Genomic DNA, 14,129 nt, shown 5'->3' on the forward strand with positions numbered 1-14,129 from the left:
TTGATTCACTTATCCATCTGTCCTTTTAGCATATTCTTGTTTTAATAATAATAAGGCCATTTGAAAATCGTCCTTATCAATTAATTGAGATTGATGAAGCTGCCTTACCTCATCCATCATCAATTCTAAATCAGCCAACCGGTTCCCTGTATAGATAAAGGTACCATATTGTTTAAGTTGTTGTTGAACATCATACAGAGTTTTCATCATCACGATCTCCTTCAAACTGTTACTCATGTCCCATTCACTATTATAGTCCTGTTTATTAGGACGTGTGAAGGGTGAATTGATAATTCTAAAACAAAAAAAAAGATGTCGACATTGTTAGTAGACATCCTTACTAGTAAATGAATAGTTCATATTATCTATCTGGATCTTGAGGATTTAAGAAGGTAGGTCGACGATTTTTCAAAGGGATGGGAGATCTTAAAAAAACATCACGAATTGCTCGGTAATTAAACGGAATAAATGGCCAGAAGTAAGGGACATTAAATGATTTCATTCGAATGAGCAATATCATGATCAACATAATCCCAATAACAAAGCCACTAACACCAAATAAACCGGAGAGAATTAATAAGGCTAACCTCACCAACCTGTTTGCTAGCCCCAGTTCATAGCTTGGAGTAGCAAACGTTCCAATTGCAGCAATCGATAAATACAAAATAACTTCATTTGTTAATAGTCCCACCTCTACCGCTACTTGTCCAATCATCAATGCAGCAATAAGACCTAATGCAGTCGCTAATGATGATGGGGTATGGATCGCAGCCATTCTAAGCAAATCAATACCTAACTCTATGATCAGAAACTGAAAAATAAGAGGAATCATTGCTTGTTCTTCCGTTCCTATAAAAGACAAACTTTCAGGTAAAATCACACTAGAAGTAGCTAATAAAAACCATAGTGGTAATAAAAAGATTGAACTCAAAACTCCTATAAAACGAACAAGCCTTAAGTACGCACCAGTTAAAGGCTTATTACGATACTCTTCAATATGCTGTAAATGGTGCCAGAAGGTTGTTGGTGTGATAATCGCGCTAGGTGAACCATCAACAAAGATGATGACATGTCCTTCAAAGATATGTGCTGCCGCAGTATCTGGTCTCTCTGTATACCTCACAAGGGGATAAGGATTCCAATGCCGTCCCGATATAAATTCCTCAACCGTTTTTTCAGCCATTGGCAAACCATCTGTATCTATTTCTGCTAACGACCTTTTAATATGTTCAACTAGATGAAGATCCGCAACATCTTCCAAATAACAAACAGCTACATCTGTTTTCGACCTGCGACCAATCTGTAAATATTCCATTCTTAACGAAGGATCGCGAACCCTTCTTCTTGTGAGTGCCGTATTAAAAATAATCGTCTCAACAAATCCATCTCTTGCCCCTCGAACAACCCTTTCCATGTCAGGCTCTTGTGGGCCTCGGACTGGATAAGTTCTAGCATCAATAATAATTGCAACATCAAGTCCTTCTACTAAAAGGGCTGTTGGTCCAGCTAATACATAATCAACAACTTGATCTAAACTGTCTGTGTGATCGATTTCAACATATGGAATATACGTCTTTAAGAGTTTCTCTAGTGTTTGGTCCTCTAAGGCGTGAGGATCTAGCTTTGCTAAAAACTCCATTAAATAATGTAAGATATCATCCTTAACAAATCCGTCAATCATAAAAAGGCACATATCTTTTTCAGCATAATGAACATCTAACGCAATGACATCAAAGCTTTTATCGGCACCTAGTTTTTTATGTAGAAACTCTCTATTATCCGTTAAATTTGAGACTACTTTATTTTTAGATTGATCTTTATCCATTACCATTCTCCTCGTCCAGTTGCTAATACCATCTTCGTCATCTTCTTTAGAAAACATACTTAATTTTTGGAATAAGTAGGTAAGCTCTTCATACATTTAAATATGAGACTTGTCCTTCTTGGAGTTGAATAATGTATGATAAAAAGTAAACTTGTGAGTTATATCTTGATTGCCGTTTTTATTTCAGTGATCACTACAATGCTTCTTATAAATCAAACAAGAGTAAAGGAAAGTATTATCTTTTTTCCTCTATCTTCTGAGGTGATATTTTCAAAAGCCTATACAGCGATAGACGAAATTACCCAGACAAATAATGAATACCTTCTACAATGGGAAATCTATTCCGAAACAAGTGAAGATGTTTTTTTAAGACAAGATGTTTCTCTTTTATTTGAAAATGGAAAACTAGTGGATGTATTTTTCGATTGGGAGGAACATTCCAGTAAACTTAATCAAAGTAAGAAAATAAAAGGAGAAGATAGTAGCCATTATACTTCTATTACATTTCACTACGGAGAAATTCATCTTGAGGACAATAGTATCAAAAGCGTACAAACCATGAGTTCGGATCAACTATATGTAATCCATTCACCCTTTTCGGATATTCAGTCTTTTAAGTCACCAAGAACCGATGAAGAGAAGGAGTGGCAAACGATTCTTGATCGAATAAGTAATCAGCAACAAGAATATCAGTGGAAAAGACTGATTGAACACTTCAAAATTAATGAAGAAAAGTATAATAAACAATCACTCACTTCCATTTATCAATTGAATAATCAAAGCCTTGAGCACTATTCACTTGAAGAAACACAAAAAATCTTAGGGCATTTGTGGGAAGGGTTGTATAAGAACTATGTCTTAGGACTTAAGAAGCAAGATGATTCCATTGAGGGCCCTATAGGTAGTAGTGTTCCACTCATCTTATTTGCAAAAGATCATTCCCATTTACAAATATTGATACAGGGTAAATCAGGGGAGAAATATCAGTTTATTCAATCACTTAATTAAAAGCTCTGGAAGAGATACTATTTTCCAGAGCTTTTTATTCCTATCCTAATAAGTGAATCGAATACCTACAAAATACAAAAATAAAAAGATAACAATAAGACTAGACAAACCTACTACTCGATGAACCCATTTGTTGTTTTTTGGAATTTGTGTCATTGAAGCAGCTAAAAAACCGCCAACTAACCCACCAATGTGACCAGCATTATCAATTCCGGGAACAATAAATCCAAAAACGAGGTTGATTCCAATAAGCACTAAAATGTTTGGACCTATCGTTCTTAAAAATAAGGTTGGCTTTAAAACACCTAAGTATAACAAGGCACCAAAGCAGCCAAAAATAGCCCCTGAAGCACCAGCTGAAATTGTACCACTATTAAAAGCAAAACTCCCTAATGTACCGCCAATTCCTGCTAAAAGATAAATAATAATGAATCGACTTGAACCATACATACGCTCAACAGCTGCTCCTATTAAATACAAGGCCAATGAGTTCATTAGTAGATGAGCGAAACCAATATGGATAAAGATAGGTGTAATTAACCTCCACCAATCACCTTCAATAATGAAAGGGTTATACTTTGCCCCAAATTTTAATAACGTTGAAGTACTCGTACTGTCACCTACTAGCTCCATCAAAAAAAAGATGAGAATTTGCACAACTAGAAAGACCTTTGTGAAGAAGGGCTTACCGTTATTTAATAATTTTTTTTCTTGTTTTTGAAGGTTATTTGTATGAGCAATAATCCTTCTTTTAATCTCATCTAATTTTTCATAGGAATCTATATCCTCTTCCTCAGGAATAGAACAGTTTATCTTTTCTGATAACTTTTCAAGTGATTCCTTATTTTCAGCTTGTGATACAATCATAGTTTTAATACTTGTTTTGTTTTCTTTATGTAAGGATTCAATTCGTTGTTGAAAATCATCAACAGGTAAAAAAGTAGATACATAAATATTTAATATTTGAAAATCTCTTTTTAGTAACTGTTTTCGTGCCACTTCCATTTGTTTCCCTAAACGTTCCAAGTCATTATCAATCCAATTAGACCAATCTAAATCATATCTAACTAGTCTGACTAATTGAAATGGTTGTTTAGTTGAAGGTTCTAACCATGCCTCACTTTGATTTTCTGATAATTTGACAAGGCGATACTTCTCATTAAAAACTAACGTATTAATTATTTTCCAAAACGTAAAATCCTGATTTAACATTAGAAATTCTCTCCGATTTTTTTCTTCATTATAACATAATAAAAGCTCCATAAATAATGACGAAGCTTAATAAGAAAAGCGGAAGCACCCGTTTAGCGACGCAGGTGCTTATAGCCCCCGCATGAGATAAAGGAAACACGAAAAGCCGCAGGCTTCGATGTTGACTTATCGTAGAGAGAAGGGCGAAGCAACACCAGTCGCTGGGCGCTGGAGCTAGACAATAAGAAAAGCGGAAGCACCCGTTTAGCGACGCAATTGGAACGTCAACTAAGTACAGTCACCTCCTGTGACTAACGTTGACGCTAGCCCGTCCTGGGCATCGCCGCATGAGATAAAGGAAACACGAAAAGCCGCAGGCTTCGATGTTGACTTATCGTAGAGAAATGGAACATCATCTACACAATGGATCATCAACTAAGATCAGCCACGTCCTGTGGCTAACGTTGATGCTAAAACTTCCTGTTCATCGCACGTCCTGTGGGCAACGATGATGCTAGCACGTCGTGTGCTTCGAAAGCGCTACCCGTCGCTGGGCGCTGGAGCTAGACAAAAATAAAAGCACCATCCGAATAAGGACAGATTTTTTATACTTTCTTACTCTGTAAATAACGAAAGCTGGCTTCCAATAATGATAGCCAGCTTTTCATACCGGTTTAATTAAATGCTCTGTACATAAATTTATTCCTAATAAATGGGATTTTCATGGAATAGCGAATAAAGTAATGTCTAATGGTTTGGAACCCTAATAGATAGTTTATAATTCGATAACGATTGGCATAAGATACTGCTCCAACCAAAAAACAGACAAATAAAACATTTAACCTCCTCAAATCATTCACCCTTTTTTAACAAAATGAGAAACTTTCTCTTCTTAAGGTCTATCATTTGTTAAATTAAAGTTTATTATTCAAGGAGTAAAATTTAAAAGAATGGAGACATTGTGTTTTTTAACGTTTGAACGGAATGTGAAAATTGATTCTTTTCATCCTCATTCAATTCAACTCTACAATCTCTCTTATTCCATTTCTATTCACAATTGCTGGAACTCCTATATAAACATCCTCGTGACCAAATTGTCCATTTAAGTAGCAAGATACGGTTAGAATAGAATTTTCGCTATTAAAGATCGCTTTCGTCAATCTGACTAATCCCATTGCAATACCATAATATGTAGCGCCTTTTCTCTCAATAATTTGATATGCAGCATCTCTAACATTAGTAAATATAGACTCCAATTCTGGTTGATTAAAGCGGTTATCTTCCTCAACCATCTTCAAAATAGGGGTCCCTCCAATGTAAGCTTGACTCCATACAGGTAGTTCAGTATCACCATGTTCTCCAATTATATACCCATGGACATTCCTTGGATCTACTTGCAAATAATCTCCTACTAAATATCGTAAACGAGCCGTATCAAGTATTGTTCCTGAGCCAATGACTTGTGAATGTGGTAACCCTGAAAATTTCCAAGTTGCATAGGTCAATATATCAACTGGATTGGTGGCTACAATAAAGATTCCATTGAATTCATTCTCCATAATTTGAGAAACGATACTTTTGAATATTTTTATATTTTTGTCAACTAGATCTAACCTCGTTTCACCAGGCTTTTGATTTGCTCCTGCTGTCAATACTACGATATCAGCATCCTTACAGTCAGTATAATCACCATACCAAATTCTTGTATGAGATGAAGCAAAAGATAAACCATGGTTTAAATCCATCGCATCTCCTTCAGATTTATCTTTATTTAAATCAATTAACACTAATTCATCTGCAACACCTTGATTTAAAAGAGCAAAAGCATAGCTAGAACCAACAAAACCTGTTCCTACTAAAGCAACACGATTTACACGACGCATGTATCTATCTTCCTTTCAAAAATGGATTTCCTTTTTCATTTATATGTGATTTTTTTCACAATATACATTGTACATCAATTCACAAACTTTTGCACTCATTAAATCTAATCATTAAGAGAATAAGGGGAATAGAAGCACTGATTAACTTTTAACAAAGGTTTTAAAAAAACAATTTAATTATGTAGTTTAACAATTTTATTATTTAAGTTAAGCGTCATTTATATACATCCTTTATCACATGTACTCCTCGATTTGAAATAATTTTATTTACAGGAACATCATGTCTTTCTACTGGTATGTACGATATGATTTGAAAATGATAGGCAAGAGCAACCGTTTGGTTTTTATAATCTTTAAGAAATTTATCAAAGAAACCTCCTCCATAACCTATACGATAGCCATTATTATCAAAACATACACCTGGAACAAACAAAAGGTCTATTTCATTCCTTTTTGTTTGAATGGTTTGTTTTACTTTCGGCTCTTCAATCCCATAGTACCCTTTTTCAAGTCTGCTCCCAAGATGATATTTCTCTAAAGATCATTTCTCTCGTTTCTGAAAAACATTTAGGTACAGATACTTTTTTCCCTTCTCTCCATCCACACTCAATTACCTTTTTAGTATCAATTTCATTTTTTATTGAAACCGTTATTCCAATATGGTTTGCATTTTGCCAATCATCTGAAGAGAATAAAAAAGACGAGATTTGATTATGATAATTCTCTTTCTTTTGTACAGATAATTCAGATATTTTATTTTGCATTTGTTTACGGTATTCTTGCTTTTTCATTTCCTACATTATCCTCAAATCTTGAATTTTTTCTATATAAAAGTAAAACAGCAGGAAAAAACATTCCTACTGTTTTACTTAGTTTCACGATGAAGTGTATGTTTCTTATCTCTAGAACAGTATTTTTTAAGTTCAATACGTTCAGTATTTGTACGTTTATTTTTTGTTGAGATGTAATTACGATCTCCACAATCTGTGCAAGCTAAAGTAATATTTACACGCATATCGTTTCCCTCCAAACTACAAGCTTAAATAAGACCTAACTATCATATCATTTAAAGCAAAATAAATCTACCGGATTTTATTTTTTTTGCAATTGCTTGATTTTATTCGAATAATAGTTGGCTTGCATCTCAGCGTCTTCTTTAGATGTTCCTTTACAAAGAATAGATATCATTGGCTTTTCATCATGTGGCAATATCACGACCCACCTATTATCAGAAAAAGAAAGTTTGATACCATCCAAGATAAAGAGTTCTGCTTCTTTCTCTTCATCTATTATCTTTCTAATCACTCTTCCCCTTTCAAACCATTCACACTCTATTTCAATTTTTACAATCTCTTTATCACCTCCATCTTCCTGATCGAGTAACTCTTGTAAAATGTGTTCATTCTCTAAAATTTTACATAGAAAGTAAAAAGCATCATATTGTAAAGTGAACGAACTCGGGAGTATAATCAGTTCATCATGTCGGGTAGATTTAGCAAGGGGAAACTTCTTTTGTTTTTCTGTTCCTACATTGGAATTTGTAAGGTTAACGACTAATTTTTCATTTCCCTGAATTGCTAAATAAAGCAAAAGAGATTGGTACTGGTTAGTAGAAAATTCTTTTCCGTTGGAATAAATAGATAAATTCTCACCGAACGAGTCGATCTCAAAAATCCATTGTAGACTAAGATGATTTGCGTTTTTTACATTATCAATTTTACTAGGTGATAATATTTTGGCGGAAGTATAGTTTTTCAAGTGGGCTATATCTATTGAAGAGTGATTAATGATGCCAATTCTTTTTAATATATGACCTGGTTGAATGATTGGAAGGCTTTCAAAATATTTCTTCACAGTGTAAGAAGTCGGTCGGTTCGTTCCAATTCCCCAATTATTATTTTTTTTATTTAACTCATATTGATAAGCTTGTTCAATCTTTTTTTGTTTGACCATAGTAAGGGGTTGAGAAAGATGATTATAAAACTCTATTATCGTTTCGTTTGTCTCAAGATCCTTTTGTACAAAGATACCATAATCAGCATTCTCTTTTCTGCAAATGAAACGAAATATAGGTGTAGACATTTTTTCTTTTATTGAAATCGTATGTAAACCATGAACTTGCAAACTAGATGAAATTATTTCTTTGGCAATAATGGAAAACGGATAATGATCACTTCCCAAAATAACTTGTTGTTTATCATTTATTGCAATTGAGAAGGCTCTAGCAATCTTCGCAAGTACTTCAGAGGTGAAATCAATGTTTTCTAACCCATGGATACCTCTAGATTTAAAGTAAACCGTTTGATTGCTTGTCGTCCACCTTTGATTTTGATTGAGAATGGTATCTGTCTTAATTATTTGATTAGGCCAAATAAGAATGTTTTGCATGACGATAATATTATTCTCTATTTTTACATTATCAGCAACCACCACCCCTTCATATATTGAAGATTGACAACCTATTTGAACTCCTTTACCAATGGTTGCACCTGTTATTTTTGATCCTTTACCCACGTATACACTTTTCCAAATAACAGACCTTTCTATTTGAGTAGCTTCCATCAAACGTGAATCATCCCCTATAACACAATAAGGTCCAACTTCACAGCCCTGTTCAATTTGCACGTTATCACCTATAAATACTGGTGGACAAAGTCTAACATTCTTTTTAATATCTACATTCTTTCCTATGAACACCCCACCTTGACCTTGTGATTCACAAGTGGTAAAAAGGTCTTGTAAATTCCCATCTAACAAATCCCATTGGCTTTGAAGATAAGTAGAAGAAGTCCCAATATCAGACCAATAGCCTTCCATTACTTTATAATTTATTTTTTCTTTATATTCTAATAAACGAGGAAGGAGATTTTTACTAATATCCATCTTTTGATTTTTTTCAATATGAACAAAAATTTCGGGCTTAAAAATATAGATTCCTGAATTCACATAATCACTAATCACTTCCTTCCATGAAGGCTTTTCTATTATTTTCTTTACATAACCTCGTTCATCACCTACAATTAGACCATAATTTAAAGGCTGATTGTGCTTTTTAACTAAAACCGTTGCTATACCATCACTTTCCTTTAGAGTGTCAATGGCTTCACCTAGGTTGAAATTCGTAATGACATCCCCACTCAAAACTAAGAATGGTTCATTTATTTTTGAGGATACAAGAGATAGACATCCGGCTGTTCCACTCGGAACTTTCTCCTCGATATAGTGAATTTGGCAACCCCATTTATGCCCATTTCCAAAATACTTCATAATTTCTTTTTTATAATGATAAACGATGAAGTAAATGATATTAATTCCATGTTTTTTCAACAACTTAATAGAATATTCTAAAACTGGCTTATTTACTAATGGGACCATCGGTTTAGGGTGAAAACAAGTTAGAGGTAAAAGTCTAATGCCTTCTCCTCCAGCCAAAATAACCGCTTTCATTTTAATCACCTCCAATTTAGAAAAGCGCATGCTCCTACATAATCAACTGTTTGTATAAACAATTCATTTTTTTACAATGAGCTTCTATACTATATTTTGCATAAGAATGATCATACGATTGTTCCATCTGTTTATTCGCTAAATCGGAATAGAGTAAAATCCATTTTAATTTTTCTATCAAATCTAGAGAATTGTTATGGTCAAAAAACCAACCATTTTCTTGATGTACAATCATCTCTTGTAGCCCTCCAATCTTCGAAGCTAAGACTGGTTTTTGTAATAATATAGATTGTAAGGCTACGAGCCCAAACGGTTCATACAAGCTAGGTACAATTACACATTCGCTTTTTGCTATGATTTTATTGGCAATATAAGGTGGTTTATAGCCAAGGTACCTCACTCTATTTTCAATTTCATACTGTCTACTTTTTTGTTTAAGTTTTTGTAAATATGGACCATCTCCCACAATGACAAGTTCGAGGGAGGGGAACTTGTCACTGATATTCCCAAATGATTGAATCACATGCTGAAAACCTTTTTCTTCAACAGTTCTCCCGACGCAGGTTACATAAGCCTTACTATGCTCATTTTTTTCTTTTTTCCCCTCAACATACACTCCAAGAGGAATGATACTTATCTTTGATTTTTCAACAATATAATGTTTAGTTAACTCTTCTTGTAAACATTGACTTGCTACATGAATAACATCAGATTGATTGAGTATTTGTTGTTCATTTTTTTCAATGTATCCTTCTGTATCAAATTCAACAGTTGTAAATATTTTTCGTTTTTTATGAGTACTATGAACCGTCACAAGTAAGGGGATGGAGTAGGTATTCCTTAAAGAAATACCTAGCATGGCCCCTTGCCAATCGTGAACATGAATAAGATCGAAGACAGTAGCATTTTGAGTTTCCAACCATCTAAGTGCATTTAATTGAAAGGAGCGCACCCAATGTTGAAGAGTATCCCTTTCAGTGACATTAATTTGAATAATCTTATGGTTATTGAAGGTCGTTGTTCGAAAGACATTTGATGGACATATAACGGTATAAACAACAGAGGGATCTGCAAATCCTCTAAGAAGAGAATCTATATAGACCCCTATACCACTTTTTATGTTATATGGGGATTCAGGAGAGATTATTAAAATGTTTACTTTTCTATCTATCTCTGATTGGATAAGATTCAATTATGCTACTCCTCTATATAGTGAGTTTGCCATTATCTATTTGTATTGTGTGTAAGCTGAAAACTGCCTTTGCCATTGTTTAAGTATGGAGACTTTTTCATTCTCAGCCTCTTTATCACCACCAAATGACAATCGACCAAGGATGATTGAATCATTTTGAGAGTTAACAGCTTGCAAGATAATATTAGTATAAAATAAAAGATTTACCTTTTTAACAATAACAAATGGTTGTAATATTGATGTCTTAATTGTCTCTTTTCCATGATTAACTACTAGTTTAATATGTAAATCTTCAAATTCCTCAAACATTAACAAACTTATCACCTCTTTTTCTTTTTGAGAAAGTTCCCAGTAAAGAAACAAGGTATGTGAATGAAGACAAAAATATCGAATACTACCCTCACATTTTGTAGATACATGTCGTATAATATAATTAGGATTGCAGTTATTCTTCAAAAGATGATCTTCCTTTTTTGTTCATTTTACTATGATACATTGAAAAGAAACAACATAATATTCAAGACAATAACCTACATTTTTTTAAAAATTCATTTAGTGTTAACTAAATATATGTTATATATATATAAGGAAAACAAAGCGGAAGGTGAAAATAAAATGGGAATAGTTATTGCTTTATTACTTATTACAAGTATTGCGATCATAGGTTTTTCGTATACTCAAAGAGATAACTTAAAAGAGATGGAACAGGAAATTGAGCATCTTTCTTTATCATCCATGCAAGAAATCTATAAAATGAAGAAAAAGATGCGTGTTTTTGAAGAAGAGATTCTTAGTAGTGGGATTGATCTTTCTAACAAGGCTACCCCAAAGACATCAATTGACTTTTACACTCAAAATTTAATACTTGATGAATATGAAAAAGGTGAATCAATTGAAGAGATCTCAAAGACAACAAATACACCTGTAGAAGAAATAAAACTAATTATTAATAAAAGCGAGAGGGTTTTATCATGAACAAGAAGACTTTACAATCTTTCGCTGCAGGAATGATCCTCTCAACAGCAGTTTTAACAATCACTTTTTATTTGGGAGATTATAATAAATCACAAGCGGTTACAAAAACGACCGTTGATCAATATTTAGATAAAAACGACTTAGTCTCTCTTGAAAAAGAACAGTTTGACCGTCTTACGGAACGTGAAGAGGTAGCAAAAGCTGCTGAAGAAGCTAAAGCGGAAGAAGAGGCTGAGAAAAAAGCTGCTGAAGAAGCTAAAGCAGAAGAAGAGGCTGAGAAAAAGGCTGCTGAAGAAGCTAAAGCAGAAGAAGAGGCTGAGAAAAAGGCTGCTGAAGAAGCTAAAGCAACAGAGGTTACAATCACCATTAAAGAAGGGATGGTCCCAAGTGAAGTAGCCAACCAATTAGAATCAGCAGGTATTATCTCCTCAGCAGAAAAATTCATTAGCTACATGGAAAATAATGAACTTGAAAATTACCTCCAATTAGGATCCCATAAATTCACAAAAGGTATGGACTATGATGAAATAGCAAAGGTATTAACCGATTAAAGTATATTTAAAATCCTAAGTAAAACCCCAGAATGTTGTCTATTAACAACATTCTGGGGTTTTTAAATTGTGACCAAGGAAAAAGGGCTTCCTATTTGGTCTCTTTTTCTTAATTATTCAAATCGTAATGACGACCTTTGACTAAGTATAATATACTCTCTGATATATTAGTCGCATGATCTGCAATACGTTCAATATATTTAGCCACAAAAAATAGTTGAGACAGCTGATTCATCCACTCTTTATTTTGGGGTGTGAGCTCTAACAATTCTCGAATAGTCACCCCATATAAATCATCGACTTCATCATCCATGTCAGCTACGTTTTTAGCTAATACAACATCTTCCTCGTTAAACGCTTTTATTGATAATGACAGCATTTTTGATGCAATCTCATGCATCTTTTTTATATTGTTTAAGGAAACAATTTTCTCATCTTGGCCAACTCGTATCGTTGATTTTGCTATATTAACAGCAAAATCAGCCATTCGTTCAATATCAGAGGCAATTCTAGTAGCAACAATAATTCGTCTTAAATCAGTAGCTACAGGTTGTTGTTTTGCAATTAACAAAATGGAAAAATCGTTAATTTCCTCGTTAATCATATCTACTTGAATATCTTCATCAATGACCTGCAGGGCTAACTCAATGTTTTGCTCTTCAAGAGAATGAATGGCTTTACTAACTGCCACTTCGGCCAAACTCCCTAACTGTATCAATTTATTTCGCAAAGTTTCTAAATCATAATCAAATCTTTCTCTCATATTCAACTAGTCCTCCTTCAATTAAAATGTAACCAAACGCCGTACATATTATGATTTTTTTATATCTATAGTCTTCCACGTAATCATCTTGAAACCTTCCAGTTATTTCGTTTAGAAACGTGCAAGTTAATGTACTATATATTCACTTCAAAATTTAAGTTTGAATTTTTTGTATTATTTAAGCCACTATTATAAATAAGAAAAGCTTAGGGCTCCCATTTAGCGACGCATATTAAAAGGAACGTCAACTAACTTCAGCCACGTCCTGTGGCTAACGTTGATGCTAAAACTTCCTGTTCATCGCACGTCCTGTGGACAACGATGATGCTAGCACCTCCTGTGTATCGAAAGCGCTACCCGTCGCTGGGCGCTGGAGCTAGACAAAAATAAAAGCACCATCCGAATAAGGACAAACCTTTTATACTTTCTTACTCTGCAAAAAAGGTTGCGTCGTCTTTAACGCAACCTCTCTTATTATCCAAAACGTCCCGTAATATAATCTTCAGTTCTTTTGTCTGACGGAGTAGAGAAGAGTTTATCCGTTTCTGCAAATTCTATAACTTCCCCATTTAAGAAAAATGCTGTTTTATCCGAAATACGTGCAGCTTGTTGCATATTATGCGTGACGATAATGATACTATAGTTTTCCTTTAATTCTTGAACGAGCTCTTCTATTTTAAGTGTAGAGATCGGATCCAGTGCTGATGTTGGTTCGTCCATTAATAAAACATCAGGTTCTATTGCTAAACATCGTGCAATACAAATTCTTTGTTGTTGTCCACCTGACAAGCCATAAGCATTCTCATGAAGTCGATCCTTCACTTCATCCCAAATAGCAGCGCCTTTCAAACTTTTTTCAACCACTTCATCAAGAACCTTTTTATCACGAATTCCATGAATTCTGGGCCCGTATGCAATATTATCATAAATCGATTTTGGAAACGGGTTTGGCTTTTGAAAAACCATTCCAACCTGCGTCCTTAACTCTTCTACACCATATTTTTTATCGAATATGTTTTTTCCTCTATAGATAATCTCACCGGATGTCTTAACGATTGGAATCAGTTCAACTAAACGATTTAACGTTTTTATAAAAGTTGACTTTCCACAACCGGATGGTCCAATAATCGCCGTTACATCATTCTCATAAATATCTAAATCTATATTTTTTTAAGGCTTGATCGTCCCCATACCATAAATTTAAGTTTTTTGTAGAGTAAACGACATTCTTTGATTTTTCCACTGAAGCTTGGGTTGTTGTCTCTTTATTTACTGTTAATACTTTCATGTAACG

11 protein-coding genes and 3 pseudogenes are annotated in these 14,129 nt (G+C 34.0%); 3 read left to right on the top strand and 11 right to left on the bottom strand.

Annotated elements, in window-relative coordinates:
* Positions 1-9: 9 nt before the first annotated feature.
* Together LC087_RS07465 and LC087_RS07470 are read right to left on the bottom strand one after the other, a co-directional pair.
* Positions 10-207 carry a YqgQ family protein gene (locus tag LC087_RS07465; RefSeq protein WP_226539938.1) on the bottom strand — a complete coding sequence of 66 codons (198 nt, stop codon included), beginning with the start codon at positions 205-207 and terminating at the stop codon, positions 10-12.
* A 154-nt stretch (positions 208-361) separates the two neighbouring features.
* Positions 362-1,831, bottom strand: a complete 1,470-nt coding sequence (locus tag LC087_RS07470) for a spore germination protein (RefSeq protein ID WP_371932689.1) — start codon at positions 1,829-1,831, stop codon at positions 362-364.
* A 129-nt stretch (positions 1,832-1,960) separates the two neighbouring features.
* Here LC087_RS07470 and LC087_RS07475 point away from each other — a divergent pair, with 129 nt between their 5' ends.
* Positions 1,961-2,833, top strand: coding sequence for a hypothetical protein (locus LC087_RS07475; RefSeq protein ID WP_226539936.1), 873 nt, complete (start codon positions 1,961-1,963; stop codon positions 2,831-2,833).
* 45 nt (positions 2,834-2,878) lie between these two features.
* Here the strand turns inward: LC087_RS07475 and LC087_RS07480 are convergent, their stop codons facing one another.
* The 7 genes and pseudogenes from LC087_RS07480 to LC087_RS07515 all read right to left on the bottom strand — a co-directional run bounded on the left by LC087_RS07480 (position 2,879) and on the right by LC087_RS07515 (position 11,002).
* On the bottom strand, positions 2,879-4,045 hold the full coding sequence (locus LC087_RS07480; RefSeq protein WP_226539935.1) for a rhomboid family protein: 1,167 nt from the start codon (positions 4,043-4,045) through the stop codon (positions 2,879-2,881).
* A gap of 921 nt (positions 4,046-4,966) precedes the next feature.
* Positions 4,967-5,907: pseudogene (locus LC087_RS07485) on the bottom strand (L-lactate dehydrogenase).
* Positions 5,908-6,121: 214 nt separating this feature from the next.
* Positions 6,122-6,698: pseudogene (locus LC087_RS19635) on the bottom strand (5-formyltetrahydrofolate cyclo-ligase).
* 74 nt (positions 6,699-6,772) lie between these two features.
* Positions 6,773-6,922 (bottom strand): 50S ribosomal protein L33, encoded by a 150-nt coding sequence (rpmG, locus tag LC087_RS07500; RefSeq protein WP_226539932.1) that lies wholly within the window; start codon positions 6,920-6,922, stop codon positions 6,773-6,775.
* 77 nt (positions 6,923-6,999) lie between these two features.
* Positions 7,000-9,354, bottom strand: a complete 2,355-nt coding sequence (locus LC087_RS07505; RefSeq protein ID WP_226539931.1) for a sugar phosphate nucleotidyltransferase — start codon at positions 9,352-9,354, stop codon at positions 7,000-7,002.
* A 34-nt stretch (positions 9,355-9,388) separates the two neighbouring features.
* Positions 9,389-10,546 carry a glycosyltransferase family 4 protein gene (locus LC087_RS07510; protein ID WP_226539929.1) on the bottom strand — a complete coding sequence of 386 codons (1,158 nt, stop codon included), beginning with the start codon at positions 10,544-10,546 and terminating at the stop codon, positions 9,389-9,391.
* A gap of 36 nt (positions 10,547-10,582) precedes the next feature.
* Positions 10,583-11,002 carry a hypothetical protein gene (locus LC087_RS07515; protein WP_306020518.1) on the bottom strand — a complete coding sequence of 140 codons (420 nt, stop codon included), beginning with the start codon at positions 11,000-11,002 and terminating at the stop codon, positions 10,583-10,585.
* A gap of 159 nt (positions 11,003-11,161) precedes the next feature.
* Between LC087_RS07515 and LC087_RS07520 the strand changes: the two genes are divergently transcribed.
* The gene (locus LC087_RS07520; RefSeq protein WP_226539926.1) at positions 11,162-11,521 is read left to right on the top strand and encodes a hypothetical protein; all 360 of its coding nucleotides are present in this window, start codon (positions 11,162-11,164) and stop codon (positions 11,519-11,521) included.
* Positions 11,518-12,072 carry an endolytic transglycosylase MltG gene (locus LC087_RS07525; protein ID WP_226539925.1) on the top strand — a complete coding sequence of 185 codons (555 nt, stop codon included), beginning with the start codon at positions 11,518-11,520 and terminating at the stop codon, positions 12,070-12,072. The genes LC087_RS07520 and LC087_RS07525 overlap by 4 nt, the downstream gene beginning before the upstream one ends.
* A gap of 109 nt (positions 12,073-12,181) precedes the next feature.
* Here the strand turns inward: LC087_RS07525 and phoU are convergent, their stop codons facing one another.
* Together phoU and pstB are read right to left on the bottom strand one after the other, a co-directional pair.
* Positions 12,182-12,841 (bottom strand): phosphate signaling complex protein PhoU, encoded by a 660-nt coding sequence (gene phoU / locus LC087_RS07530; protein WP_226539924.1) that lies wholly within the window; start codon positions 12,839-12,841, stop codon positions 12,182-12,184.
* A 468-nt stretch (positions 12,842-13,309) separates the two neighbouring features.
* Positions 13,310-14,123: pseudogene (gene pstB, locus LC087_RS07535) on the bottom strand (phosphate ABC transporter ATP-binding protein PstB).
* Between the last annotated feature and the right edge of the window lie 6 nt (positions 14,124-14,129).

This window comes from Bacillus carboniphilus, from assembly GCF_020524035.2.
Taxonomy (GTDB): Bacteria; Bacillota; Bacilli; order Bacillales; family JAIVKR01; genus Bacillus_CC.

Coding starts and splice junctions, on each gene's coding strand:
- LC087_RS07465 (WP_226539938.1), bottom strand. CDS start 207: ATGAAAACTCTGTATGATGTTCAACAACAACTTAAACAATATGGTACC.
- LC087_RS07470 (WP_371932689.1), bottom strand. CDS start 1,831: ATGGTAATGGATAAAGATCAATCTAAAAATAAAGTAGTCTCAAATTTA.
- LC087_RS07475 (WP_226539936.1), top strand. CDS start 1,961: ATGATAAAAAGTAAACTTGTGAGTTATATCTTGATTGCCGTTTTTATT.
- LC087_RS07480 (WP_226539935.1), bottom strand. CDS start 4,045: ATGTTAAATCAGGATTTTACGTTTTGGAAAATAATTAATACGTTAGTT.
- rpmG (WP_226539932.1), bottom strand. CDS start 6,922: ATGCGTGTAAATATTACTTTAGCTTGCACAGATTGTGGAGATCGTAAT.
- LC087_RS07505 (WP_226539931.1), bottom strand. CDS start 9,354: ATGAAAGCGGTTATTTTGGCTGGAGGAGAAGGCATTAGACTTTTACCT.
- LC087_RS07520 (WP_226539926.1), top strand. CDS start 11,162: ATGGGAATAGTTATTGCTTTATTACTTATTACAAGTATTGCGATCATA.
- LC087_RS07525 (WP_226539925.1), top strand. CDS start 11,518: ATGAACAAGAAGACTTTACAATCTTTCGCTGCAGGAATGATCCTCTCA.